This window comes from Dyella sp. LX-66 (assembly GCF_018599165.1).
Taxonomy (GTDB): Bacteria; Pseudomonadota; Gammaproteobacteria; order Xanthomonadales; family Rhodanobacteraceae; genus Dyella_D; species Dyella_D marensis.
The window spans coordinates 25,354-51,779 of sequence record NZ_JAHFVJ010000004.1; the positions used below are offsets into that span (position 1 = coordinate 25,354).

At 66.5% G+C, this 26,426-nt stretch carries 15 protein-coding genes; 2 read left to right on the forward strand and 13 right to left on the reverse strand.

What is annotated here, in order from left to right; genetic code table 11:
• Positions 1-222 precede the first annotated feature (222 nt).
• The 3 genes from KK141_RS09330 to KK141_RS09340 form a co-directional block, all read right to left on the reverse strand.
• On the reverse strand, positions 223-2,352 hold the full coding sequence (locus KK141_RS09330; protein ID WP_214570652.1) for a P-loop NTPase fold protein: 2,130 nt from the start codon (positions 2,350-2,352) through the stop codon (positions 223-225).
• A gap of 193 nt (positions 2,353-2,545) precedes the next feature.
• The gene (locus KK141_RS09335; protein WP_214570651.1) at positions 2,546-4,129 is read right to left on the reverse strand and encodes a Gfo/Idh/MocA family oxidoreductase; all 1,584 of its coding nucleotides are present in this window, start codon (positions 4,127-4,129) and stop codon (positions 2,546-2,548) included.
• A gap of 95 nt (positions 4,130-4,224) precedes the next feature.
• A complete protein-coding gene (locus tag KK141_RS09340) occupies positions 4,225-4,764 on the reverse strand; it encodes a hypothetical protein (protein WP_214570650.1) in 540 nt (179 codons plus the stop codon).
• A gap of 281 nt (positions 4,765-5,045) precedes the next feature.
• On the opposite strand from KK141_RS09340, the gene KK141_RS09345 reads away from it, so the two are divergent.
• Positions 5,046-5,168, forward strand: coding sequence for a tryptorubin family RiPP precursor (locus KK141_RS09345; protein WP_214570649.1), 123 nt, complete (start codon positions 5,046-5,048; stop codon positions 5,166-5,168).
• 122 nt (positions 5,169-5,290) lie between these two features.
• A complete protein-coding gene (locus KK141_RS09350) occupies positions 5,291-6,325 on the forward strand; it encodes a cytochrome P450 (protein WP_214570648.1) in 1,035 nt (344 codons plus the stop codon).
• A 37-nt stretch (positions 6,326-6,362) separates the two neighbouring features.
• Here the strand turns inward: KK141_RS09350 and KK141_RS09355 are convergent, their stop codons facing one another.
• The 10 genes from KK141_RS09355 to KK141_RS09395 form a co-directional block, all read right to left on the reverse strand.
• Positions 6,363-7,880: a beta-xylosidase gene (locus KK141_RS09355; protein ID WP_214570687.1), complete on the reverse strand. Its 1,518-nt coding sequence runs from the start codon at positions 7,878-7,880 to the stop codon at positions 6,363-6,365.
• 186 nt (positions 7,881-8,066) lie between these two features.
• Positions 8,067-9,623, reverse strand: coding sequence for a glycoside hydrolase family 27 protein (locus KK141_RS09360; RefSeq protein WP_214570647.1), 1,557 nt, complete (start codon positions 9,621-9,623; stop codon positions 8,067-8,069).
• A 22-nt stretch (positions 9,624-9,645) separates the two neighbouring features.
• A complete protein-coding gene (locus KK141_RS09365) occupies positions 9,646-12,039 on the reverse strand; it encodes a glycoside hydrolase family 127 protein (RefSeq protein WP_214570646.1) in 2,394 nt (797 codons plus the stop codon).
• Between the two features lie 69 nt (positions 12,040-12,108).
• A complete protein-coding gene (locus KK141_RS09370; protein WP_250901679.1) occupies positions 12,109-13,650 on the reverse strand; it encodes a family 43 glycosylhydrolase in 1,542 nt (513 codons plus the stop codon).
• A 40-nt stretch (positions 13,651-13,690) separates the two neighbouring features.
• The gene (locus tag KK141_RS09375; protein WP_250901680.1) at positions 13,691-17,887 is read right to left on the reverse strand and encodes an Ig-like domain-containing protein; all 4,197 of its coding nucleotides are present in this window, start codon (positions 17,885-17,887) and stop codon (positions 13,691-13,693) included.
• A gap of 83 nt (positions 17,888-17,970) precedes the next feature.
• Positions 17,971-20,748, reverse strand: coding sequence for a TonB-dependent receptor (locus tag KK141_RS22940; protein ID WP_250901662.1), 2,778 nt, complete (start codon positions 20,746-20,748; stop codon positions 17,971-17,973).
• A 259-nt stretch (positions 20,749-21,007) separates the two neighbouring features.
• Entirely contained in the window at positions 21,008-22,972 is a 1,965-nt protein-coding gene (locus tag KK141_RS09380; protein WP_214570643.1) for a beta-L-arabinofuranosidase domain-containing protein, read from the reverse strand.
• Positions 22,969-24,369, reverse strand: a complete 1,401-nt coding sequence (locus KK141_RS09385; RefSeq protein WP_214570642.1) for an MFS transporter — start codon at positions 24,367-24,369, stop codon at positions 22,969-22,971. The genes KK141_RS09380 and KK141_RS09385 overlap by 4 nt, the downstream gene beginning before the upstream one ends.
• A 4-nt stretch (positions 24,370-24,373) precedes the next feature.
• Positions 24,374-25,345, reverse strand: coding sequence for a galactofuranose ABC transporter, permease protein YjfF (yjfF, locus tag KK141_RS09390; protein WP_250901681.1), 972 nt, complete (start codon positions 25,343-25,345; stop codon positions 24,374-24,376).
• A gap of 29 nt (positions 25,346-25,374) precedes the next feature.
• The gene (locus tag KK141_RS09395; RefSeq protein ID WP_214570686.1) at positions 25,375-26,421 is read right to left on the reverse strand and encodes an ABC transporter permease; all 1,047 of its coding nucleotides are present in this window, start codon (positions 26,419-26,421) and stop codon (positions 25,375-25,377) included.
• Between the last annotated feature and the right edge of the window lie 5 nt (positions 26,422-26,426).

Genomic DNA, 26,426 nt, shown 5'->3' on the forward strand with positions numbered 1-26,426 from the left:
GACCGAGCTATGAGGCGAGTGTTAGTTACCTTGCGTGCGTTCGTTGGTGATGAGTTGAGTACGCATTGTGTCGCTGTCTGCGCGGGAATCTCCGCGATAGTGCGCTCACTGCAGGGATCCCTCCCCGGCAATTGGCGTACACGCAATCTATTCAAATCATAGATTTAGTAAATTTATGTTTCGGTGCCAAGAACAAATCTTCTGCACAAACAGATCACGTGGCTACATCCTGGCGTCCGATCCATCCTTGCCATATAGGGCCTTTTCATCGACGACGGACCGCCATGCCGCACGCAATGGATACCCAACATCCGGATCGCTCAGCCGCTTCTTGGCGTGCTTGATCAGGGTCGCCACGCTCACGAAATTCCTCACTGCGGGATCGTCGGGGAGCGCGTAGCTCCGCCCACCATTGGAGCTGAATCCATGCCTCAGGAACGCGAGGGCGAACTCATCGAGATTCGGATTGCCCTTTTTGACCTCGGCAAATACTGACTTAGCTGAGCTGGGGGCAGCCCGCATAATTGTCCAAAGTATTCTGGCTGGATTGGCGCGCCCCCAGAATATCGAACCTTTTAAGGCAGCCCGGCTATTCTCGGCCAGCTTCCTGCCAGCCATCTTCTGCTTGGACTTGTCGCAGATGATCGCCCCCGGCTCATGGGCGCTCTGCAGGCCGTCCGTGAGGATTTCCGACGCAACAGTGAGCGAATCGGCATCGGTCGTGACCTTGTAGGCGATGACTTTTGCTTGGCTCGGTGCGCATGATGCGACAAGCCGACTAATTGCCTTGACGGCCAGAGTCTCCACCGGAATCACGAAAAATTGCCGTTGCATGTCAGAAGGCGAAATTGGAGCCTTATCCACCAGCCGTGCGATGGCTAGGCAAAGCCCCTCAAGATCTCCGACCTCACCGGTGGTAAGCGTATCGGCGACCTCCCCCAACATTTCCAGAAACCCGAGGCCGTTCTCGACACTGAGCTTGGCCTCAACCACCTCCCGCCGCGTAGGCTCAAGGATGTAGCGCTTGGCGTCCACGATGCTGACATCCGTCGCGCCGATCGCCATGCTCAGCGCAATGTTCAGGCGACTAGGTGCGGCAATATGACCTTGGACATCGACTTGTCCTCCGAGCGCAAATTTATTGCCTGCTTTAGCAGTGCTTGGGAACAAGAAGTGCACTAGCTCGCGAACCGCGTCTGGATTCTGAGTCCTGGCGTATATCCGTTCGAGCCTCTCTCGATGATTCTTCCTTTCGTCGTCATCGCCTGGCATCACCCCCTTGAAAGTTCTTGTGAAAAGCGACGGATTCCTGCGCAGTTCGCCATACACCCTGGGCGCACGCACCATCAAGCACGCAAGTCCGAGGATGTCCGCTAACACGATCTCGCCACGTAAGCCCGGCTCGATGACGGCCAATGTGTTGATCACGCGGGTTATGTCCCGTGGCTGCTCAAGCAATTCACGCAAGCCATGAAAGTATAGCGATTGCAGCCGTTCATCCTGCTTTGGGAAATGGCTGGCTAGCGCCTCTTCCGGCAACGAAACAATCGCGTCATTTAGTAGTTTCAAGCGCGAGTTCGTCGAAATTGCCGGAAGGGGGAGACGGACCTGGACAATCTTGTCGATGTAGGTCGAGGCACGCGGCACTGCGGCCGACTTCAAGGCGCGGCGTATGTATTCCGAATCCCAGGCAACGATGTAACCGATGTTTGGCAGTTGCCCAACCGCCTTGACGATCCGCACCATCTCAAAGACTTCCAATGGAAATAGGCGGTCGATGTCATCAATGAAAACAAAGATCTTTCTATCGAACTTCCGCAGCGCCTTCTCGAGTCGCTCTTTCTGGCCTTCGATATCCCTTTCCTTCTGATCGGCAACACCACCAGCCGCCTTGCCGGCGGATTCCATAACCCCCTTGACGATGCTGGCCCAGGGTTCCGCGCCTGGCACCCACTTTACGAAATCGAACACTCGGACGTAGTTTTGGATTTCCTTCGCGACCTTCTTCGCGTTGCCGGCATGATCTGTCAGCTCGATGGCGGATGCGATCGCGCCAAGGAACTGCCGCACTAGGGAATCCCGATCGCCAACTAGCCACGGATTGAAATGGACAATGATCGAACGATTGCTGTCCCCAGCGCGTATTAGCTGCTCCATCATCGATAGCGTGGACGTTTTCCCGCTGCCCCAAGGCCCCTCGATCGATAAGACGAAACCCGTTGTGGTTGAAACACGCTGCAAGGCGGCTACAGAGGCGGATGCGAGCCCCATTCGTTGCAGTTTGTCCTGCTTGATTGACTCATCCCCGGTCAACGGCTGATCGGGACTGATCGTGGGCACATCTTTAGTCATCGGCTGATCCTCTATCATTACGCCTCACGACATTATTTCCTTGGGGAATCGAGTCCTTTTAGGAAATCGCTCGCACGTCAACGAAGTGAGCAGCCCTAGCCCGAGCAAAGTGAGCAACCGTAATAAGCTCACGGCCAGTAGAGGATCACGACGTGCCGATCACCTGCGCTAGATCAGGGGCTGTTATATCGCTCTAGAGAACCCACCCCTTCCGATATTCACGCCGCAGAAACGCATTGGCTTCCGGCCTGTTGGTGACGCGCATATTCGCCGCGTCGTACTCGATCCTGCCGCCCGCGCGAAGAGACACAACACCCAACAACATGACCTCTGTCAGCTGGGCAGCGTACGGGAATGGCGACGACGCCTCCGCCCTGCCCTTGCAGGCGTCCACCCAGTTCATCTCGTGCGAGGTCTTGATGCGCGCGTACTTCTGCGGCGGCGTCCCCACCGAATCGTGCAAGGACTGCGGCAGCAGGCGCGGGTTCGCGCCGTAGGTTTCGTGGATCAGCGCGCCTTTGTCCCCGACGTACAGAACCCCGCCGTCCTTGCTTATCTGCACTGCCCCCAAGGCTTTCACCGCTGGCGGCAGCAAGGCGCCGTCGTACCAGGTGAGCTTCACCGGTGGCCTGCTGCCGCGTGCGGGGAAGTCGTAATAGGTCATCGTCGCCATGGGATACGAGGCCTCGTTGAATGGCGTCGAGACCGTCTCCACGGAGGTCGGAAAACCCAGGTCCAGCGACCAGAACGGGGAATCGATCAGATGCGCGCCCATGTCGCCGATGGCGCCCACGCCCCAATCCACCCAGCCGCGCCAGTTGAACGGGTGATACAGCGGGTGGTAGTCGACGTCGGGGCCGGGGCCAAGGAAAAGATCCCAGGCCAGCCCTTCCGGCTTCGGATAGTTGCCGGCCATGGCATTGGCGAGGCGGTCCATCACCGCGTCCTCGTTCCAGCTTGTATCGTCCGGTCGCGGCCTGGTCTGCGGGCGTGGAATGCCCTGCGGCCAGTAGGCCAGCGGGCGATTGGTCCAGGCGTGGACTTCGCGGACATCGCCGATCGCCCCGGCCGCGATGTACTCATTGATCAGGCGGGCATCGTCGCTCGAATGCCCCTGGTTGCCCATCTGCGTGGCGAGCTTGGGATTTTCCTTCGCTTTCCTGGACAGTTCGCGGGCTTCATAGATCGACCAGGTGAGCGGCTTCTGCAGATACACGTGCTTGCCGTGGCTCATCGCCGCGCTGGCGATCACCGCATGCAAATGATCTGGCGTTGCGATGACGACCGCGTCGATGTCCTTCTGCTGTTCGAGCATCCGGCGATAGTCGGTATAGCGCTTGGCCGCATTGAACTTGCCGGAAAGCAGCCGGGTCTGCTCGATTTCGTTCTGCAGCTCCAGGCGTTCCTTGGCGGTCCGGGCCTTGTCGAGGCGCGCCTGCACTTTTCCCAGGCCGCCGACCATCCCGTGAAAAGACTTCTCCGTATAAGCCCAGTCCACATCGCACAGCGCGACGATGTTCTCGCCGGCCAGGGCGCGCATATTGTGCAGGCCCATGCCGCCGACACCGATGCCGGCAATGTTCAGTCGATCGCTGGGCGCTATATGGCCGGGTCCGCCTAATACGTGGCGAGGCACGATCATCAGCCCGGCGGCGGCCATGGCTGTGCCTGCAAGGAATTCGCGGCGGGACATCTTGCCGCTCGCTTCCGCATTTGCGGAGCTTCCCCCGGTGCGGGAGTCCTGCTGCTCTTTCGCGACTTTCGATTCATCCGTCATGGGTGCTGCAACCCCGCGTGATATCGATATCCGATCCACAGCATTCTGGCTGCAACGCGATCAGAGGATCAAGGACGCACCGCACCCTTTGGCCATTACTGGCTTCGCCTGGCGTAATCCCCCGCCGCCGGACACGCATGCTGGACCACTTCGAGCCGCACGATGTCGTTACGTGCCAGCACCTCGTCGCGGACATAGCCGACCTTGACCCTGGAATCGGCATGGACGATGCCGCCGCCAGGTTCGGTCGCGTGATAGCCCAGCCGGATTTCGTCCGGCCCGTAATCGAACAGCTGCCCGCCCACGAACCATTGCTCTATGCCGAAATCGGCTTCGCTCGAGGAGGCCAGCCCTGGATGAAACTGGTCGAGGCAACCCTCGACGGTGGCATAGCGGCCGCTGAGCACCAGCGCCTTCACCGCGGCGGCATAGCGCACCTCGTGCAGCAGCTCCCAGCACGCGCCCACCGTGATGGCCAGGGTAATCAGGAGATAGAACCACGCGCCTTTTCGTCCGCTGCGGATCAGATACAGCATGAAGCAGCTGCCGCCTATACCCGCCACCACGAAGAGGAGGAAGAAGAAATAGGCCGGGCTGATCCGGTCGGGATGTTGGGCTAGATCGAAAACGTCCACGGACACGTCCTCTGTGCAGCGCCACACCATGACCGGACCGGGGCGAATCCGCAATGGCATCGGATCGGTCGAGCACCGCTACGGGTCATGCGATGGCCGTCCGGATGTTCGACTTATTCACGCGCTCGACACCCTGAGGTCACCGTTTTTCCGGCCCGGCCTCAAAAGACCAGAATCCCGGCCCCAAACCACATCCGCGCTTCACCCGACTGACATAGCTTCCCCGACGGCCGTCGATCTTCCCGATCTGCGGCCGCGCAAGGAACGCCATCATCGAATGGATGCCTATCGTCTGGATCCTCACTGAAAAGGTAGCTGACATGAAGAAGAGCCTCTTTGCCATCAAGAACCTGTTCGAGCGTGAGAAGAGCCTGAAGGACTACGCCTGGTACATCTGGTTCTGAAGGGCCGCGCTGCCTCGGTGCCGTAGCGAGCGCAGCGTCGTTTGATCCACCCGCGTCCGGCGGCGCCTCGGCACATCGGGGCGCCGCCGGATGCTCCGCCGACCATCGAGGCTCCCGACCGCATGTCACCGACCGCCAGGCACGTCCGCCCCACCGTCTTCGCTCCACGCCTCCAGGCACTGCTGCGCGATCACGCCGGCGACGATCTCTTCCGGCTGGATGCGAACACCGTCGGCGTCGCCGGTCCGGAGCTGATGGACCGCATCCTGAAGGCCAGGCCCGCGACCGAATCCGAGCGGCCGACCTTCAAGCCCTTGCTCGGACGTTCCATTGCGCGTCCGGATGCCTTGAAGTCGATGCAGGCGATCGGGCGCGACGTGCGCGCCGCGTTGAAGAAACCCGTGCCGGACGGTGTGGACCTCCGCGGCCCGTGGCCACACGTCGGGCATGTCTATCTGCGCGACCTGATCCTCGGCGGCGATCCGCGCCGCCTGCGCTTCCTGATGGATCGCATCCTGGAGCTGACGCCCAAGCTGACCTGGGCGGTGATTACCGCCGGTGCGCTGTGGCCGTTGCGCGCGGGGCCGCAAGCCTCAGCCATCGCCGCGGCGACGGCCGCGGCCGCCAGCTACCACGAACGCCGCCATGCCATGGGCATGTACCGGCGCACGGCGGCGCCGGTGTGCTTCACCATCTCGACCCTGGTCGCCAATGCGCTCTGGCTGGGCGCGCCGTTCGACGATGCGGTATCGAACCGGCATGTGCTGTACGAAGCGCTGCGGCTGCTGCCGCCGTCGTGGAACATCCTGCGCAAGGCCTCGCCCGAGTATCCGGCGATCGATGCACGCATCGGCCCCGATGACGACGTGCTCATCCTGCCGCTGGTCAGCCATCGCGCTCCCGCCCTGTGGAGCGATCCGGACGAGTTCCTGCCGGAGCGCTGGGAGCATCTGAATCCCGACGACCTGCCCGGCTATCTGCCGTTCGGCCACAAGTCCGAGCGGTGCTGGGGACAGCATATGGTGCTGCCGCTGGCCGAGATGTTCCTGGACACGCTGCGCAGGCAAGGTGCGACCGTCAGCCCGCAGCAGACGGCCGCCCACGTGCCGCTGGCTGGCCTGCTCGGTGTCGCCGAGGTCCAGGTCACGTCCATGTAGCGCCAATGCGCAGCCTCGATGGCGCAGAGGCGTGCGCTCAATCGCCGGGCGAAAGCTCGACCAGCACCACGTCGTTGTCGTGCATCGGAATCGCCAGCCTGCCCGTGCCGGCCTTGCCGACGTGCAAGGCGCTCATGGCCGGCCGGTCCGCGGTAAGGTCCCGCAGCTTCTGCAGCTGGGGCGCGTCCAGCGTCGGCGGCGCGCCCATGCGCAGATAGGCCGTGTAAGCATCGTTGGCGTCGAAACCGGTGCGGCGGATCGCCACGCGGTAATGGCCCGCACGCAGCCCTTTGAGATCGAGCTGGATCGTGGCCGCCGGCGCGGCGGGCTGGACGCGCCCGTAGAAGGAACGATTGCTCTGCGGCTGTTCCGGCAGATGCAACTGCCATATCAGCGCCTTGAGCGTGCTGCCGTCCCAGGTGGCGATGGTCTGGGCATCGCCGGTGGCGAGCTCCCGCTCGCCGAGCCGATGCAGGTATTTGTAGGCGAAGTAGGCGGGCTTGCGGATGCCCTGCGGATTGAGCAGGCCGAAACCGCCTTGGAACGGCGCGGTGGGCGGGCCGGGTTCTTCGAACAGGTCGCTGAAGGTCCAGTAGCTCATGCCCTGCGCCAGGCCATCCACCGCCTTGAGCTTGCCCAGGATGTAGGCCGCGCTCAGATAGGCATCGTGCACCGCGTCGCGGGGCGTGTAGCTGGTGCTCCACTCGGTGAAATACAGCGGCAGGCCAGGACGCGCGGAGGCCTGGATCTGCTGCCGCACGCGGCGTACGTCGCCGACGATGGCGTCGGGGGAGCGCGACAGCTTGGTGTCTTCCTTGCCCTGCTCGTCGAGAAAGCCGCCGTCGACGCCGTAGGTGTGCGTGGTGATGAAATCCAGCGGCACGTCGTCCTTGGCGGCGTGCGCGATGAACTCGGGCACCCAGGCTGCACCGGCCGTTGCCGGGCCGCCTACCCGCAGTTGCGGGTCCACCTGCTTGAGCGCACGGGCGGTGGCGTCGTACAGCGCGACATAGGCCGCCTGGTCCGCGCCTTCCCAGAAGCCGGCCAGATTGGGTTCGTTCCAGACCTCGAAGTACCAGCGACGGATCTCCTCGCGCCCATAGCGCTGTTCCAGGTGGCGCGTGAAAGCGTCGATCAACGCGCTCCACTTCGCCGGATCCGGATGCGAGGTGTTGCCCTTCCAGTAAAAGATGTGCTGGTCCGAGGTCTTCATCGCTTCGGGCGTGAAGCCCAGCTCGACGAAGGGGCGGATGCCCATGGCCAGCAGCCGGTCGTACAGCGCGTCGATCTTGGTCCAGTCGTAGCGCGGCTTGCCGCCTTCTTCGCGATACGTGCCGAGCACGTCGTGGAAGATGGCGTGGAAGCGGATATAGCGGAAACCCAGTTCGTCGCGGACGGTCCTGAGCTGGGACAGGCTGTCGTCGCGCAGCAAGGTGCCAGGATAGTCCGAGCCGATGGAGAAGGTTTCAAAGCCGCTGCGCGGCGTGGTCGGCCCCGCGACGTCGATGGCGATCGAGCGGACCGGTGTCTGCGCGTGCAGTGCGCCATGCAGCATCAGCACGATCGCCGCCGCGCATGCGATACGGCGCTTGCTCCATCCCGGCACGGGCCTTCTCCTCTTCGGCAGCGGTTCGCCGCATCCTATCGGCGCAGTGCGGAAACGAGAGGGAAAGCGGGCCCGGTCTGCCGCAAAACGTAATCTTCCGCGGCGGATATCGCAAAGCGGATCGGCGTGCCGATACTAAGGCGCCCCCTTGCCGGACAGGCGCAGCAGCACGACGCCATGAGGCGGCACCTTGAACGAACGCGTCGCCTGAACTGGTGTGCCGCGCCAGATATCGCGGACCGCGGCATCATCCGGCAGTCCCGCTTCCGCTGGCGAAAAGGCGATCTCTCGCTGCTCGGCGGTGCGATTGAACAAACCCACCGCCACCGCACCGCCGGCCAGCGGCTTGATCCAGACCTCGGCCGCGCCATCCTTGCGCACGGCCTTGCCCTGCCGTCCCAGCGCATCCTGGTCGATGGCGATGACCTCGCGGTTCAGCAGCAAGGCCAGGGTTCCGCCCGACATGCTGCGCACGTCGTTGCCGAGCAGCAGCGGGGCCGCCGACAAGGCCCATAGCGACATATGCGTGCGGTATTCGTCCTCGCTCATGCCGCCGTTGCCCACTTCGAGCATGTCCGCATCGTTCCAGCCGCCTGGGCCGGCATGCGCGGGATTGCCGTTCTTGTCGAAGCCGATGCGCGCCATCACCTCGTACTTGTCTTCGATATCGCCGGTGGTCCGCCACAGATGTCCGCCGACCTCGCGCCCCCAGCTGCCGACGTCGTCGCGGCCGTACTGGCACAGGCTGTAGACGATGCGCCGGCCGGTGGCGCGCAGCGCCTGCCCCATCTGCTGGTAGGCCAGCCGGACTTCCTGCGGCTGGCGGAAGATGCCCTCGCCCGAGCACAGGTCGTACTTCAGGTAATCGATGCCCCATGCGGCCCAGGTCCGCGCATCCTGTTCGACATGGCCGTAGCTGCCCTCGTAGCCTGCGCAGGTGCGCGGGCCCGGCGAGCTGTAGATGCCGAGCTTCAGACCCCTGGCGTGGACGTAGTCCGCGAGCGCCTTCATATCGGGAAAGCGCGGATTGGGCTGCAGCACGCCGGCGGCGTCGCGCCGGCCCTGCCAGCCGTCGTCGATATTGACGTAGACATAGCCCGCATCGCGCAGGCCGGACGACACCAATGCATCGGCGATACCGCGGATGGTCTGGTCGTCGATGTGCTCGGCGAACTTGTTCCAGCTGCTCCAGCCCATCGGCGGCGTCGGCGCCTGCCCATCCGGCTGCAGCTGCTGCGGCGGCGGCAGCGGCGCCGTCCTGAAGGCCAGGCGCCGTGCGTCGGCTTCGCTGCCGCGATGGCCCTGGATGTCTACATGGGTAGACCAGATGTCGCCGACCACCCGCAGCTTGCCGCCGACCAAGGTGGCGGTCCATGGCTTGGGCTGCAGCCGGGGATTGCCGTTGTCGATCTCGAAATGCACGGTCTGGCTATCGAGGCGAAGCTTGTTCATCGGCAGGTCGCCGTACCAGTCCGTGGTCAGTGCGCCCTGGAGCTGTCCGCCGCTGCCGGTGATGCGCAGATAGCGCGGGCCCGGAAAGGAAGGGCCGCCGTTGAATACCCAGATGCCTTCGACGGAGCCGGCCGTTGCTTTGGCCTGCGCTTGCGCATGCACCGCAAGGCCAGGCCACGCCAGCGCGGCCATCCAGCACACGATCGAGCTGAGGCGCACCAAGGCTTTCGCGATGCTCATATCGGAGTCCCCGTAACGCCGCTCAGGCCGGAATCAGCCATCCGCCGAACAGCGGCCCGGCGGTGTCGCCATGCTGCGGCTCGATGCGGAACTTCAGGGTTCCGCCGCGCGTCAGCGCGGGCGGCAAGGGGTAGTCGCGATCCACGAAATCGATCACGTTGCCGCGCTCCACCTTCACCTCTACCGCCAGCTTGCCGTCGACCAGGATATTGAAGCGCCCCTTGTCGCTGCCCCAGAAACGCAGGCGCAAGGCCAGCGGCCGCTCGCTGCCCTTCATCTCGAACTCGACGAAGCCCTTGCCGCGCACGTCGCGGCACTCCTTGCGCCGGTAGGCGCCGCCGAACGAGGTATCGCTGGCCAGCTTGTGCGCTTTCTCGGAGGCCTCGTTGCCGAACTGGATCATGTCCACCGCCCTGCTCTGCAGCGCATCCTGGTCCGCCTTCGCCCGCTCCCGCCGCGCCGCCTCCTGCGTCCATTGCCCGGAATCCATGCGCTTGAAGTACAGCGCGCTGCGGCGCTCGTACTGCGCAAAGAACGGCACGAAGGTCAGCCCTTGCGGGCGCGTGGTGCTGGCCAGAAAGCGCCCGGGCTGCGGCAAGGGAGCGAAGCCGGACAAGGGCGATGCATCCGCCACCAGCGCGGGGTCGGGCTGGTCGTAAGGCTCGCTGACCGGGCCCAGATCCGCTGCCAGGGCCAATGGGCCGCGCATCACCACGATGCTGTTCTCGTCGCCCGCGGCATGTTCCAGCCGCAGCGGCATGTCGAACTCGACGTCGACCACGTCGCCGGCCTTCCAGGTGCGCGCCAGGACCAGATAGCCCTGCTCTGCTTTAGCGTGCTGCTCATGGCCGTTCACGCGCAGCTTGAAGCGCCCTTCGCTCCATGCCGGCACGCGCAGCAACAGCCGCTTGGGCGCGGCGGCATCCGCCCGGTCGATCTGCAGCCGCACCTTGCCGTTGTCCGGCACGCCGCTGTCCAGCTGCAGCGCGATGCCGCCTTCCTTCCAGTCCAGCGCGGAGGAAATATACAGATTGACGTAGAGCGAGCGCTCGTCGTGCCAGTAGATCGAATCGCCGAACTGCGCATGCGCTTCCAGCCCGGTGCCGACGCAGCACCAGAACGAATCGAACTTGTCGGAGAAGCCGCGCTCGCCGCCGGTGATCATCGGCATCATGTAGGCGAACATGCCGGTCTCGGCATGCTGGGCCGCCATGGTGTGGTTGTGCAGGGTGCGCTCGTAGTAATCGAAGTAGCGGGCCTGCGGCGTCCACTGGTACAGGTGCCGGGTGAGCTTGAGCATGTTGTAGCTGTTGCAGTGCTCGCAGGTCTGCTCGGTAAGGAAGGACGAGATCGTGTCCGGCTGCTGGAAATACTCGCGGTCGGCATTGCCGCCGATCACGTAGCTGTAGTGCGTGACCACGGTTTCCCAGAAGAAGCGCGCCGCCGCCGCCGAATCGACATCGCCGGCGACCTCGAACTGGCGCGCCTCGCCGATGAACTTGGGCACCTGGGTATTGGCGTGCCGGTGCGGCAGGTCGTCCTTGCCGGCGATGGCGGGGTCGACCACCTTCTCGTGGCGAAGCCGCTTGCCGATCGCGATCCAGCGCGGGTTGCCGGTGCGCGCGCCCAGCTCGATATACGACTCGTTGAAGCCGCCGAACTCGCTGTCCAGCAGCTGCTGGAGCTGGGTGTGGTCCAGCGCGTCGAAGACGCCGGCGAAATAAGCGGCCGCCTTCTCCAGCACCTCCAGCGCCTGCCGGCTGCCCGCCAGCGCATGCGCATCGAGCAGGCCGGCGAACAGCTTGTGCTCGGTATAGAGCGGCGACCAGCTGCCATTGAGGTTGAAGGCGCTGCCCTTGATGATGCCGCGGCGCACTTCCTCGAACACGACTTTGCCGCCGTCGATCCGGCCCTGCTCGTCCTTGCGCGTGAAGCCGCCGACGTAGCCGTCCCGGTCCTGCGCCTGGGCCCGCGCCAGTTCGGACACGATGTAGTCGATGCGCTTCTTCGCTTCCGCATCGCCGGTCTGCGCATGTAGCAAGGCCAGCGCGCTCAGGTAATGGCCCAGCGTGTGGCCGGCGATGGTATCGCCTTCCCAGCCGCCATAAACCGCGCCCTTAGGCGTCAGGCCGGCGTACTGCAGGAAGTTGTGCAGCAGGCGGTCCGGTTCCAGTTCGAACAGATAGCGCCGGTTGGTGGCCAGCGAATCCAGGAACAGCGACGGCTTCAGCCGCACCGCCTGCAGGGGAACCGCAGCCACCCGGCCCGGCGTGGAGGCCGCGGCTTCCAGCGGGAATTTCAGGAAGCCGGCGGCCACGGCCAGCGCGCTCCATTGCATGAAGCGGCGGCGCGAGGGGTCCGTCGCCGAAGGTACGGCGTGATGCTGTGCTCCAGCGGAAAGCGGCTTCCTGGTCATGCGGCAACTCCGGAATACGGTGAAGCGGAATGGCGGACTATCGAATGGATCGCCAGCGGCGTCTTGACCTTATTGCGCATCGCAGCGCTCGTCGGCGCCGGCCGCAGCGGGCGGCAGGCGCTGCGGCGCGGTGGCCAGCACCTCCCACTCCTGTACCGCCAGCGCAGCGTGGTGCGCGCCGGCGCCGGACGCTTCAAACACGGCGCGCAGGCAGCGCGTGGTCACCGGCGCGAAGGCGACCTGCTCGAAAACATCGGGTTTCAGGCCATATCTGCCGGCCTTCGGCACCGGCCGCCATGCGCCATCGCGGCGGTATTCCAGATGCCAGGACCGCGGCGGCGCTGTGCCGATATCCGCACCGGCGGGATGATCGGCCCAGAACACGATGCGGGATCCGTCGACGGTCACCGGCCGGTCCCAGCTGTACTGGATCCACTGCCGCGGCGGGTTGTGCGGCGTCCAGCTGCCCCACATGTCCGGCGGCAGCGGCGACTTTCTCACCACGCCGTCGTTGAGTGCGCGGATCCAGTACTGCACGGGAATATCCGGCCCGTTGGAGGCGCTGGCCAGCGCGGCCGGCGCGATATTGCGCTGCGGCGGGGGCGCGGCCTTCGGCGCATGCGTCGGCACCACGCGCAGCATGCGCGCGGGCGTCGTGCGGTCGTCCCATTCGACCTTGTCGATCGCCACGCTGCGGCGGAAATGGCCGCCGCCCTTGGCATCCGCGGTGTGATAAGTGATGTACCACTGCCCCTTGTACTGGACGATGCCGGGGTGCGAGGTGGTGGACGACACCGGGGCGAGGATGACGCCGCGATACGTCCATGGACCCAGCGGCGAATCTGCCGTGCCGTAGGCGATGCAGGCGTGATAGAGGGTTGGCGTGCACTTGGAGGTGCGCCCGGCGCGGTTGCCGGCGTAGACCATGTAATACGTGCCCTTGCGCTTGAACAGCCATGGCGCTTCGAAATAGCCGTCCAGCGTGGTGACGCTCACCACCTTGCCCTTCGGCGTCACCATGTCGCGCTCCAGCTCGACGCCGCGCAACTTGCCGAAGGTGCCCCAGTACAGATACACGCGGCCGTCGTCATCGACCATCGCGGTAGGGTCGATGTTCTGGATGCCGTTCTGCTCCGGCACGGATTGCGACACGATCGGGCCCTGCGGATGCGCGTCGCGCCACGGCCCGAGCGGGCTGTCGGCCACAGCCACGCCGATGGCGAACTTGTCCGGGCTGGCCGAATCGCGTTCCTCGACCGGTGCGTAGAGGTAATAGCGTCCATCCGTGGCACGCACGATCTGCCCGGCATAGGCGCGCCCGGCGGCGGCCCAGGCGAATACCTGTTCGGGGCGCAGCAGCGACGGATAGTGCGTCCACTCGCCGCTAGCCACGTCGTCGGTGGCCAGCAGCTGCCACTCCTTCATGATGAAGTCGTTGACGTCCGGCGGCGCTTCATCGCGCCCGGCCAGGATGTAGAGCCTGCCATCGGCCACCAGCGGCGCCGGGTCGGCCGAGTAGTAGTCGCCGTCGGCCAGGATGGGATTGCCCGCAGAATGAATCCGGCGCGGTGCCGGCGTCTGCGCCGCCGCATTCAAGGCGGCCATCAGCATGCAGATGGCGGGAACGATCCATGGTTTCACGCCCATGCCTTCATTCCCCCGACACCACGACCTGGACCTTGACCGGCAGGCGGCCGCTGCTGCCGCGCCCGCTCACTTCGCCCGTCACGGCGAAGCGGCCGGCGTGCGCATAGTCGGTGGCCGCCACGGGCGGCCATTCGACCGGCCGGCGTTCGCGCGAACCATCGTTGTACTGCACGGTGGCGAAGGCCGGCAGTGACGGTGCCTCGCCGGCAGCCGTGACGACATCGGCAAGCGCATCGACGGTATTGACCTGCCCCGGTTCGGTCGCGCGCACCCAGATCGTGGCGGCCACCGGCGCACCGCCATCGGCGATGCCGTGCAGGTCGACACGCCCTTCGCCGCTCAGGCGGGACGGATCGAGCTGCGGCCAGCTCACGCCCGCCTCGATGCTGCGATGGTCCGCATACCACGCGGTGACCGTGGCGGGCAGCGCGGGAGGCTGGCCGATGCCGGTGCGCACGTCGATCGATTCCAGCCACTCGGGCATCTCGGCGCTTACCTGCCATTCGTCCACGCCGAGCGCCGCATGTCCGCCGCTCTTTTCGGCGGAGGTGAGCACCGCGCGCAAGGCCGTGGTGATCACCGGTGCGAACCGGGCGCGGCTCGCCTGCCCCATGCCGGCCACCGGATAAGCGGCCGCCGGCGCGATATCGGTCCACTGCCCGTTGCGGCGGTACTGCAGCCGCCACGCCTGCGGCAAGGCCACGCCGCCCTCGGGCTGGTCGTCCCAGAAGTACATCGTGCTGGAGGAGATCCGCACCGGGTGGCGCCATTCGTACTGCAGCCACACCGTCGTTGGCTGCGCGCGTCCCCAGCTGCCCCAACGGCGGTCGGCCGGCACCTCGCTGTCGGGCGCCGGCACGAAGCCATCGTTGAGCGCCTGCAGCCGATGGTGTCCGGCGGTGTATTGCGCCGTGGCCACCGCATCGCCCTGCACTTCCACGCCGGCGCCGGACAGCTGCGCCGGCGCGCTTACGCGCACGTCGGCGTGCGCCTGCAGTGCGCCATCGTCCGCGAGCAGGCGCAGCACGTAGTCGCCGGGCCGGGTGAAGCGCACCGATGTGTCCGGCGACGCGGCATCTTCGAACACGGCATCGCCGTCCTTCGGCGCCTGCTGCACGGACCAGCGCAGGCTCAGCCGCCCCTGCGGCAAGGCATCGTCGCCGACCCGGCCCGAGACGCGGATGGCGCCGGCACGCGCGCCGCCATCTTCCTGCCAGGCCTCGACCCAGGGCGGCTGGTTGGCCGGCGTGCCGGCGGCTTTTGCGCCGCGGGCATAGAGCTGGATTTCCTTGATGCCGGTGCGCAGCTTGCCCGCATGCGTCACCACCACGCGCACCCGCTGCGCGGTGATCGCCGGAAAGCGCACGCGGTTGACGTTGCCCTGCGCGACCGGCGTATCGCGCCGCTGGCCGGCCACGTTCTTCCATGCACGGCCGTCGAAATACTGCAGCACATACATCCACGGCGGCGCATAACCGGCGCGGGTGCCCGAAGGAAAGCCGTGCTGTTCGCCGGCCGGCGCGGAGCTTCGATAGAAATACACCTGCACTTCGTCGAATGTCTTTGGCGCGGCCAGGTCCAGGGCGATCCAGTCGCTGGCCGAGGGCGAGCCCGCGGTACCCCAGAACGGCTCGTTCGCCGTGCTGCCGTCGACGGCGGCATCCGGTGCAAAGCCGGCAGCGGAAAAGCTCGCGCTGGTGCTGGCGCCGAACGCCAGGTCGCTGGCTCCCGGCGGCAGCGACAGATCGACGCCGGCCTTCGCCAGCACCTCGGCCACGCGTGCATCGGCGGCCATCGCCACCTGCTCGGAACGCGGCATGGCGGCCCGGTGGGCGACGACGACGTGCGCTGCGGCTGGATTGACCGCATCCGCGGCCGCCTCGACGCGGCCGCTGGCCGGGTCGTACAGCACGTGGGCCAGGCGGTCGACGCAGAACGCCAGCTGGCCGTCGATAAAGACCGAATAGCCCTGCGGCACCTTGGCGCCATAGCGCCCGCCATCCCGGTCCCAGAAGATCGACAGGTCATGGCCGTGATAGCGCAGGTTGTCCGCGGCGAAATGAATCCAGCCGATATCGATCGGATACAGCTCGATCAGCCCGTCGCCGCGCGGACGCAGGCCGATCGCGTCCTCGATCACGGTGAAGTTGGTGGCGCCAAGCTGGGTGTGGTGGATCCACGAGCGGTAGCCGATGCTGCCGCCGTCGGCGGCATCGCCCTTGGCCCAGAATTCGTTCTGGTCCGGATAGCGGTTGTCGCCGTCGATATCGTGCGCCCAGGCATTCCAGTACAGCAGCTTGCGATACCACTGCGCATCGAGGTACGGGCTGGGGTAGTCGCGCAGTGCCGAGGCCAGCAGGCGGAACATCACGGTGGCGTTGATCACCGAAAAGTTATTGCTGCCGCCTTCGCCGCGTGCCCGCTGGTCAGCCTGGTTGGCGGTATAGAACGGGAACACCGGGTATTGATCGGCGTCGGCGAACAGGCGCAGGGCCTCGATATATTTCGGGTCGCGATCCGGGTCGCCGGCCTTCGGCATCAGGCCGACGCTGAAGGGGTAGTAGTTATTGGTCTCTTTCCAGTCCACCGGCAGCCCGGGGGCGGCGGCCTGGCGCTGCTTGAGCAGCTTGCCTTTCAGGCCCGCGCCGTCGGGCTGCTCGCTGGCATCCACCCATAGCGTGTCCAGCACGGAACGGCGTATCCGCGCGGCCGTGTCGCGCATCTGCCGCGCGGTGGCAGCGTCGCCGGACAGTTGCGCCGCCTCGGCCGCCGCCAGCGCATTGGCATAGACATAAGCGCTTTCGGTGCGGTCCATGCGCGGCTGGCCGTGCTGCCTGGCCCAGTCGAACGACACGGCATCCGCGTCGTTGCCGGTCATGGCGGCCCAGTCGTATTCGATCAGGCCATTGCCATTGCGGTCGTAGGCCTGCAGCAGGCCGAGCACGTCGTCGCGGCCGTAGCGCGCGAGCTTGCCGGCGATCGGCGCCGGGCCGCCGTGGACCTGGTAGGAACGCCACGCCGCTGCGGTGAGGTACTGGGCGTACGAACTGGACCAGTGCTCCGGCGAGCCGGGATTGTCGACGTACTTGCCGCCACCGGCGACTTCGCCCGCGCCGATCCACGAGCCATACGCGTAGACCGGATCGCGCAGGTATTTCAGGTCGTCGATAAACATGCCGGTGGTCAGCACGATGGCGTTGTCGTAGCCGAGCACGCCTTCGATCGCCACGGGAAACTGGTAGTCGTTGCCGGGCACGCCGGCATCGAGGAAGTTGAAGCGCAGCAGCCACCAGCGATAGAACAGCGTCTTGTCGATGTTCTCTTCGGGCGTGTTCAGATACGGGATGTTGTCCGCCCACCAGCGGTTGTAGGCGGCGACGTGGCGGCGATAAGCCTGCGCGGGCGACTCGCCGCGAATGCGGCGATATTCGGCAAGCGACGACGGCAGTTCGCGCGTCGTCAGGCCTAGCTGCACTTTGATGGCCTGTGTCTCGCCCGTGGCCGGCACCTGCACGCGGCGCAGCAGCGACGCGCCGTCGACCTTGAAGCCATCGCCGGAAAGACGCGGAAACACCGTGGTGATGTCGTTATGCGCCTGGAACGCGCCGGTCAGCTCATCGCCCTCGGCATGCGTGGCCATCGGCGAGAGCGCCTTCAAGCTCAGCGCATGTGCCTTGCCGTCGAGCGAGGACAGCGTGGCCTGCGCCACCGCCACATTCTCCTGGGTGATGAACTTGACCAGGCGCAGCCGCACGCCCGCCGCGGCGTCCTCGAACACGGTGGAGAAATAGCTCGGCGTCTGCCGCCTTGCGGCGGCGGCTTCCTTCCATGGCAGCGGCTTGCCGTCGATCTCCGCCTGCAGGCGGAACAGCGCGTCGTGCCCGGTCTTGAAACCGTAGGCGGCATCGCCGACGAAGCCGGGCTCCTCGGGCTTGTGCGTATACATATAGGCCGCACGGCCGCGTGTGAACAGCCAGTTGTTGCTGTCGCCGAAACCACCGCCGGTGCCGGCGCGCGCCAGCATGCGGTCGATCCAGAAATCCTTGCCCGGCGCGCTGCCGGCGCCTTGCGCCAGGTCGCTGGCGAACACTTTCTCCAGGTAGCCGCCCGGCGCGAAGGCAACGCCGGTGGCTGGCATGGGATGCGGGTCGCCTTTGAAGCGCGGGTAGCCGATATCCGCATTGCGATGCGCCTGCGCCATGGCGCCCGACGACGCCAGGAGCAAGACCAGCGACAACGCCAACCGCCCATGCAGCCGGCGGTTGGCATCCCCTGCATGTGCCGTCAGAACTCCCACCGCAACCTCGCCCAGTAATAGCGCCCGACCGTGTCGTAGGTGGAAGCGTCGGTATTGGAGGCGTTGGAGTAATAGCCGTAGTAGATCGGCGGCTTCTTGTCGAACACGTTGTCCACGCCCAGCGAGGCGGTGAGATGCCAGGCCGGGATCTTGCGGTTCACCGAAAGCCCGTGGATCACATAAGCCGGCACCCTGAAATAAACGCATTTGCCGCTGGCGTCGGTGTTGAAGCAGTAGTTGTCGTAGGCGCTGCCGACCGTGCTGGCGCCGACGTAACGGGCGGTCCAGTTCGCGTGCCAGTCGTGGTAATCCCAGCCGACATTGAAGTTGGCGCGCAGGCGCGGCAGGTTGCCCTGGCTGGAGGTTTCGCCCACGTAGTTGTGGCTGGCGCCGTCGACCAGGTACTTGGTCATCAGCGTGGTATCCAGCGCGAACTGGAAGCGCCCCCAGCGTCCCGCGTCGTGCTGGTAGTTCAGGCCCATGTCGTAACCGCGGATCTCGATCTTGTCGTAGTTGATCGCGTAGGGCACGGTCACGCCGAGCAACTGCCCGGTGGCGCCGCGCGACACCAGCGAGCAGAACGCCGCGCTGCCCTGGTAGCACTGGCTCAGCACATAGGTGTAGTCGGTGCCCGAGATCATGTGGTTCATCTCGACGCGCCAGGCATCCACGCTGGCCGAGAAGCCCGGCAGCCAGTCCGGATCGTAGACCGCGCCCAGGTCGTAGGAGTGGCCGGACTCCGGCTTCAGGTTGAAGTGCGCATTGGCGCTGCCGGTGACCAGCACCGTCATCGCACCCTTGTTGGTGAAGCTGCCGTCGGTGGGCACGTTCTGGCAGCCGCCCGCGCTGGCGCCGCCGGTGTAGTGCTCGCAGGGGTCGCTATAGGTGCCCACGTCGTTGATGCCCTGGTACGGCGAGCCGTACAGGTCGCCCAGCGCCGGCGCGCGGAACACCTGCGCCGCGGTGCCGCGCACCAGCAGGTCGGAGACCGGGCGCCATTCCAGCGCCACCGAACTGTTGGTGGTATTGCCCCAGGCGCTGTACTTGGAATAACGGCTGCCGATATTCAGATTCAGCGAATGCGCCAGCGGCAGGTCGCTCAGCAGCGGCACCAGCACTTCGGCATAGGCCTCCTTGATGGATTCGCCATGCCCCTGCCGCAGGATGCAGCCGTCCATGTAGTTGCACATGCCGAACGCATCGGCCGCGGCCACCGAGCTGTGCGTGCCCTGCTTGAAATCGTTGCGGCGGTAGTCCAGGCCGAAGGCGGCCTTCACTTCGCCGGCCGGCAAGGTGAACAGCGTGCCGTTGGTGCCAAGGTTGACGCTCTTGGTGGTGCTCTGGTCGGACAGGTCGACGGGCAGCAAGGTCGAGCGCAGCGTGGCGATGGTCGCCGGATCGTTCGGATTGAACACGTTGGCGGTCTCGAAGGCCTTGGCCAGCTCCGAGGTCACCGCGAAGCCGTAGCGCACCAGGCTGTCCTTGTAGCGGGCATAGCCGGCGCTGACATCCCAATGCCAGCTCGAATCGCCGAACGCACCGCGCAGGCCGGCCACGGTATTGAGCTGGGTCATCGACGACACGTAGCGGCGGGTAAACACCGGCGAGCGCAGGTAGTAGCCGGTCAGGTCCGTGCCGAACGGGTTGTACGGATTCTTGCTGATGTCGGCGCCGGTGCTGCCCGGGTCGATGCCGTAGGGCTGCAGCATCGAAGTGGTCGAGCTGCGCGTCCACATCAGGTCCAGATAGGCCTGGGTGTTCTCGGTCACCTTGTAGGTGCCGCGCAGCGACAGATTGCTGCGGTCGCCGGGCGTCATCATGTACTGCGGCGCGTAGTAGTTGTAGCGGTCGCCGGCGGCGCTGCCGAACGCATGGTAGTCGGCCGGCGTCAGCTGGCCCGGGCCCACGCCGCTGTTGGGCGAGACCACCGAACCACTGGCCAGGACGGCGCGCGTGTTGCTGCCGGTCATGAAGCCGATTACGCCGTTGTTGTAGCTGAGCTGGTGCACGGCGAAGCTGCGGTCGGCGTTGTAGAAGGCGTTCTGCGAACTGTGGCCGGCCGCCACCATCAGGCTGCCCTTGTCCCAGGTCTTGCCCCACTCCGCCGCATAGTTGCGGCGCATGTCGTCGCCATGGCCGCTGATGCCGTAGCCGGCTTCGAGCGCGCCGCCGTCATAGCCGTCCTTGAGGATGATGTTGACCACGCCGGCAATCGCGTCCGAGCCGTAGATCGCCGAGGCGCCGGCGGTCAGGATCTCGACGTGGTCGACCATCGAGGCGGGAATCGAATTGAGGTCCACGCCCGGCGCCGCCGCGACGCTGCTCGCCGGCCCGGTCATGCGATGGCCGTTCAGCAGCACCAGGGTGCGCTCCGGCCCGAGGCCGCGCATCGACACCAGCGCGCGGCCGTGGCTGAAGCCGCTGTTCAACGAGGTATTGGCCTGGAAACCGGCCATCACCGGCATGCTCTGCAGCAGGTCGCCGATGGTGGTCTTGCCGGTGTCTTCGATGCGCTGCCGGTCGATGGTGATCACGGGGCTGGCCGTTTCGACGTCCACGCGCCGGATATGCGAGCCGGTGACGACGACACTCTCCAGCGTCTTGGCTTTCTTGTCCGCGCTCTTGTCCGTACCGGTATCCGGCGCGGCGTCCTGCGCCCACAAGGGCGCACAGGCCAGCACCATCAGGACGGCCAGCGCCAGCGGCCGCGGACGGGCGGGCGGACGGCGGGTGGCAGCGGGCGCGCAATGGCCGTGGCTCGGCATGAATGACTCCCCCTTTCGATTCGGCGACATGGATGAATCCCCTCTTGTGAATGGATACGGCTCAACGCGCAGCCGGAACGGTTCGTTCCGGTGCGCAACCGCGGCGGAGCCCCAACTCCCGCCGCTGTGCCGGCACGTGGGTGACGGCATGACTTACCCAGCGCCGTCCATGCCTCCCCGGCCTGGACACGCCTTGCTCGATGGCTCCTTGGTTCCAGCGACGCGCGGCGTCCTTCAGCGATGCCGCGGTCCTACACGATCAACAGGTATCGACCCACACGCGCATCTCTCCTTCGCCGCGGTTGGCCCAGCAGAAATACGGCACGAACACCAGCTCCTGGCGCTGCGGCGCGGGCAAGCCTGCGTCGTAGCGATACAGCGCATCGCTGTCGGCGGGCGCGCGGCGCACGCCTTCGGCATGGATCACCAGCTTGTCGCCGAACCCGCCCTCGCCCGGCCGCACGCGCAGCGCTGCAGCGTCGGGCAGCGCCAGCTGATGCAGGTCCGCGCCGTTGTCGGCCTGCTCCAGGCAATAGACCAGCGGCCCGCGCTGCAGCGCCACCTTGCCGGCGGCCTGGCGCAGCGATGGATGCGCGCTCACTCTGCGCACCGGCATCGGCAGCTCGAGCGCGATGCGATCGCCCGGATGCCAGCGCCGCGCAAGATGCGCATAACCCTTGCTGGCCACGAGCTGCACCGCCTCGCCGTTGATCTGCAGGCGCGGCTGCGCGCACCAGTCCGGCAGGCGCAAGGCCAGCGTGGTCTCGAAGGGATGCTCGGCGCGCACTTCCAGCTCGACGCGCTCGCCCCACGGATAATCGCCGCTCTGATGCAGCGCGAAACACGCACCGCCGCGCTCGAACGACGCCTCGCTGCCCAGATACAGATTCACGTACAGCGCATCCTCGCGCTGCGTATAGATGTAATGCCCGATCGAGGCCAGCAGGCGCGCGATGTTCGGCGGACAGCAGGCGCAGGCGAACCAGCGCTGGCGCACCGGCTTGACGTGATCGTAGAGATGGTTGCCGGGCATCGCCCGCGGCACCGTCTCCAGCGGATTGACGTAGAAGAAGCGCGTGCCGTCCAGCGACATCCCAGCCAGCACGGTGTTGTACAGCGCGCGCTCCATCGCATCGGCGAAACGGCCCTCGCCTTCCATCTGCAGCATGCGGCGGGCGAACATCATCAGCCCGATCGATGCGCAGCTCTCGGTATAGGCGCTGTCATTGGGCAGGTCGTAGGCACTGGTGAAGGACTCGCCCCAGCCTTGCGCGCCGATGCCGCCGGTGACGTACATCTGCCGCCGCGCCATGTCGTCCCACAGGCGCAGGCAGGCCTGGCGCTTGGCTTCGTCGCCGCTCAGCTGTGCCAGGTGCGCCACGCCGGTCAGCAGGTAGGCGAAGCGTACCGCGTGACCGGTGGCGGCGGTCTGCTCGGCGATGGGCAGGTGCGCCTGGCTGTAGGCCTTGTCGCGCACCATCCAGTCGCGGCCATGGTTGTCCCAGTAGGAGGTGCGGCCGCGCTGCTCGTACTCGATATCGTAGAAGTGCGGCCAGCTGCCGCGCTGTTCGATGAAATAGCGCGCCAGCGCCCGGTAGCGCGGCTCGCCGGTGGCCTCGTGCAGGCGCAGCAGGGCCAGCTCCACTTCGGGGTGGCCGGGGTAGCCGTGCAGTTGCTCCGCTGCCGGTCCGAACACCGTGTCGATGTGATCGGCGAAGCGGCGGCACACGTCCAGCAGGCGCGGCTTGCCGGTGGCCTGCGCATAGGCCACGCCGGCTTCGAACAGATGCCCGGCGCAATACAGCTCGTGGCATTCGGTCAGGTTGGTCCAGCGTTCCCGCGGCGCCTTCAGGATGAAATAAGTATTGAGATAACCGTCGGCCTGCTGCGCGGCCGCGATCAGTTCGATCGCCTCGTCGGCGGCGCGTTCGAGCGCTTCGTCCGGCTCGCGGCACAGCAGATAGGCCACCGCTTCCAGCCATTTGTAGACGTCGCTGTCCTGGAACACCATGCCCTGGAACGCGCCCTGCGCGCGTCCCGCCGCGATGCGGAAATTGGCGATCGCATGGCTGGGCTCCGCATCCTGGATGCGATCGTTCAGCGCCTCCCATTGATAAGGCACGACCACGTCGCGCACCAGCGCCTGGTAGCGCGCCCAGAACGGCGAGGTCAGGCGGATGCGCTTGAGGTCGGGTGCCGGGGCGTGCGGCGTGGGCGTGGTCATTCGGGTCGTTCCGCGTTGCGTTGTTGCAGGTCGTGTCCGATGCGCTTCATCGTCGCGTCGTCCAGCCGGCAGAAGCCGAGGGTGAAGGCGAGCAGCAGATGGATGGCCGCGGGGATCAGGGTCTGGAGCGCGGTGATGCCGCCGAGCGCCGCGGGCGTCTGCGCGGCGCCGGCCCGGTACGCGGCCAGGTACAGCACCAGCGCGATGATGCCGGCGCCGGACGCCCAGGCCAGCTTGATGAAGACCAGGTTGAAGGCGAAGTTCATGCCGGAGGCGCGCACGCCGGTCTTCCACTGGCCGTAGTCGTCGGCAAAGGCCATCACCGAGAAATGCAGCGGCAGGCACAGGCCCAGCACGATGCCGCTGCCGAACATCGCCAGCAGCCAGGCGGACTGCCCGTCCGCGCCGCCGGGAATGAACCACATCGACGCCGACAGCGCCGCCAGCACCAGGTTGACCCGGCGATAGAAACGCACCGTATCCATCCAGCGCGACAGCGGCCCGACCAGCAGGGCGCCGAGGATCGCCGCCAGCGCCACGGCGCCGAAGAACAGCGAGGTGTAGCGCGCATCGCCCTTCAGCACATAGGTGATGAAGTACAGATAGCCGCCGCCGCGCACGTTGAGGATGGTGATCAGCAGGAACGACATCACCAGCATCAGCTGCAGCTGGTCGTTGCGGCGCAGCCCGTCCGCCAGCCGGCGCAGCGAGAACGCTTCGTCGCGCAGCGGCACGCGCTCGCGCACCCACAGGAAGCAGCACAGGAACATCGCCACCGCCACGGCGCACATCGCCGCCACGCTGCGCTGGTAGCCCTGCGCCGGCCCGCCCTGCCCGCTCCACTGCCCGACCAGCCACGGCAGCGCCACGGAGACCAGCAGCGCGGCCGCGCCGCACAGCGCGAAGCGCCACGACTGGCAGGACACCACGTCCCGCCGCGACACCGTCATCGCATTGATCATCGCGCAGTACGGCACGTTGATCGCGGTATAGCCCAGCGACAGCAGCAGATAGGTAACGCAGGCCCAGGCGATGCGCGCCTCGCCCTGCAGCGGCGGCACCGTGAAGGCCAGCACCGCGACGATGCCCAGCGGCAGCGCGACCCACAGCTGCCACGGCCGGTAGCGGCCCCAGCGGCTGCGCGTGTGGTCCGCCAGCAGGCCCATCACCGGATCGGCGAAGGCGTCGAACACGCGCACCGCCAGGAACATCAGGCCCACCGTGGCCGGGCTGATGCCGTACACGTCGGTGTAGAAGAAGTTCAGGAAATTCATGGCCAGCACGATGACCACGTTGCCGCCGGCATCGCCCAGGCCGTAGCCGATCTTCTCGCGCAGGCTCAGCCGCGCCGCTATGGCCGCGGGCGGTGTCAGCGAGGTTTCGAGCAGGACGGTCATCGCTTCATCTCCTGGCCCGGAACAGGCGCTGCAGCAGGCAGAACGCCAGCAGCAGCGCGCCGATGACGATGCGCGTCCACCATGAGCTCAGCTGGCCGTCGAACACCACCAGGGTCTGGATCAGCCCCAGCACCAGCACGCCGAGCAGCGTGCCGAGCACATAGCCGCTGCCGCCGGCCAGCACGGTGCCGCCGATCACCACCGCGGCGATCGCGTCCAGTTCCAGGCCCAGCGCGTGCTGGCTGTAGCCGGACAACATGTAGAGCGTATACACCACGCCGGCCAGCGCCGCGCAGAAGCCGCTCAGTGCGTAGACGCGCACCACCGTCGCATCCACCGGCAGGCCCATCATGCGCGCCGACGACTCGCTGCCGCCGATCGCATACACCGTGCGGCCGAACGGCGTGGCGCCCGCCAGCAGCGCGCCTGCGGCCACCACCAGCAGCGCCACCAGCGCGCCCACCGACAGCGTGTTGCCGCCGCCGACCGCGATGCGCAGGTTCGCTGCCGCGGCGAGCCACGGCTGCCCGATGTCGATCGAATCCACGCTGATCAGCGTCGCCGTGCCGCGCGCCAGGAACATGCCCGCCAGCGTCACCACGAAGGGCTGCAGGCGGAAGCGCTGGATCAGCACGCCCATCCCCGCGCCGAAGCCCGTGCCCAGCGCGAGCACCAGCGCGATGGCCGCCAGCGGAGGCCAGCCGTGGCGCTGCACCAGCTCGGCCACCAGCACCGTGCTGAGCGCCACCACGGCGCCCACCGACAGGTCGATGCCGCCGGCCAGGATCACGAAGGTCATGCCCACCGCGACGATGCACAGAAAGGCATTGTCGATCAGCAGATTGAGGAATACCTGCGGCGTCAGGAAGCCGTGATAGAGCACGCCGCCCGCCCCCGCCATGGCGACGAACAGCACCAGCGTGGCCAGCAGCGAGACCTGAGCGGGACGGCGCCACCACGGCCGCGGGCCGCTCATGCCGGACACGGCGGCAGGCGCGATGGCACTCATGCGTGCCGCTCCGCATCGCGCCGCAGCAGCGCGCGCAGCTGTGCGCGGCACGCCGGCGACTGCAGCAGCATCACCGCGAACACCAGCACCGCCTTCACCGCCAGGTTGACCTGCGGCGGCACGCCGATGGCGTAGATGGTGGTGGTGAGCGCCTGGATGATCAGCGCGCCCAGCAGGCTGCCCGCCAGGCTGAAGCGGCCGCCGCCGAGCAGGCTGCCGCCCAGCGCCACCGCCAGGATCGCGTCCAGCTCCAGCAGCAGGCCGGCATTGTTGGCATCGGCGCTGCTGACGTTGGAACTGACCAGCAGGCCGGCCATCGACGCGGTGACGCCGCAGCACACATAGGCGCCCAGCGTGATCGCCCTGGCCCGCACGCCGGCCACGTGCGCCGCCGCCGGGTTGTGGCCGATGGCGCGCACGAACAGGCCCAGCGCGCTCTTGCGCAAGGCCAGCTGCAGCAGCGCGAACACGCCCGCCACCACGAACAGCGAGAACGGCAGGCCGAACAAAAAGCCGTTGCCCAGGAAGGCATACGGCGCGTAGTACAGGGTGAGAATCTGGCCGCCGCTGATCGCCTGCGCGATGCCGCGCCCCGCCACCATCAGGATCAGCGTCGCCACGATCGGCTGCATGCCGGCGCCGAGCACCAGCCAGCCGTTCCACAGGCCGCACAAGGCGCCCGTCGCCAGCGCCGCCGCGATGGCCAGCGCCAGCGGCAGCAGGCCGTCGTTGGCCAGGTGACCGATCGTCCACGCGGCGACCGTCGCCGCGATCGCCAGCACCGCGCCGACGGAAATATCCAGCCCGCGCAGCGCGATCACCAGGGTCATGCCCAGCGACACCAGCGCCAGCGGCGCGGCGCGATGGGCGATGTCGACGAGGTTGCCGTACAGATGTCCGTCGCGCCATTGCAGGGCGAGGAAACCGGGATGGAACAGGCCATTGCCGGCCAGCAGCAGGAGCAAGGCCAGCAGCGGCCAGAACAGCGGATGCGCCAGGCATGCGCGCAGCCAGCGCCAGGCGGATGCGGAGGAAGCGGCCATCGTCC

Excerpts from the sequence above, each read along its gene's own strand:
- KK141_RS09370 (WP_250901679.1), bottom strand. The coding sequence starts at position 13,650 with ATGCTGATGGCCGCCTTGAATGCGGCGGCGCAGACGCCGGCACCGCGC.
- KK141_RS22940 (WP_250901662.1), bottom strand. The coding sequence starts at position 20,748 with ATGCCGAGCCACGGCCATTGCGCGCCCGCTGCCACCCGCCGTCCGCCC.
- KK141_RS09385 (WP_214570642.1), bottom strand. The coding sequence starts at position 24,369 with ATGACCGTCCTGCTCGAAACCTCGCTGACACCGCCCGCGGCCATAGCG.
- KK141_RS09350 (WP_214570648.1), top strand. The coding sequence starts at position 5,291 with ATGTCACCGACCGCCAGGCACGTCCGCCCCACCGTCTTCGCTCCACGC.
- yjfF (WP_250901681.1), bottom strand. The coding sequence starts at position 25,345 with ATGAGCGGCCCGCGGCCGTGGTGGCGCCGTCCCGCTCAGGTCTCGCTG.
- KK141_RS09395 (WP_214570686.1), bottom strand. The coding sequence starts at position 26,421 with ATGGCCGCTTCCTCCGCATCCGCCTGGCGCTGGCTGCGCGCATGCCTG.
- KK141_RS09365 (WP_214570646.1), bottom strand. The coding sequence starts at position 12,039 with ATGACCAGGAAGCCGCTTTCCGCTGGAGCACAGCATCACGCCGTACCT.
- KK141_RS09355 (WP_214570687.1), bottom strand. The coding sequence starts at position 7,880 with ATGCTGCATGGCGCACTGCACGCGCAGACACCGGTCCGCTCGATCGCC.
- KK141_RS09335 (WP_214570651.1), bottom strand. The coding sequence starts at position 4,129 with ATGACGGATGAATCGAAAGTCGCGAAAGAGCAGCAGGACTCCCGCACC.
- KK141_RS09380 (WP_214570643.1), bottom strand. The coding sequence starts at position 22,972 with ATGACCACGCCCACGCCGCACGCCCCGGCACCCGACCTCAAGCGCATC.
- KK141_RS09345 (WP_214570649.1), top strand. The coding sequence starts at position 5,046 with ATGCCTATCGTCTGGATCCTCACTGAAAAGGTAGCTGACATGAAGAAG.
- KK141_RS09330 (WP_214570652.1), bottom strand. The coding sequence starts at position 2,352 with ATGACTAAAGATGTGCCCACGATCAGTCCCGATCAGCCGTTGACCGGG.
- KK141_RS09375 (WP_250901680.1), bottom strand. The coding sequence starts at position 17,887 with ATGGCGCAGGCGCATCGCAATGCGGATATCGGCTACCCGCGCTTCAAA.
- KK141_RS09360 (WP_214570647.1), bottom strand. The coding sequence starts at position 9,623 with ATGAGCATCGCGAAAGCCTTGGTGCGCCTCAGCTCGATCGTGTGCTGG.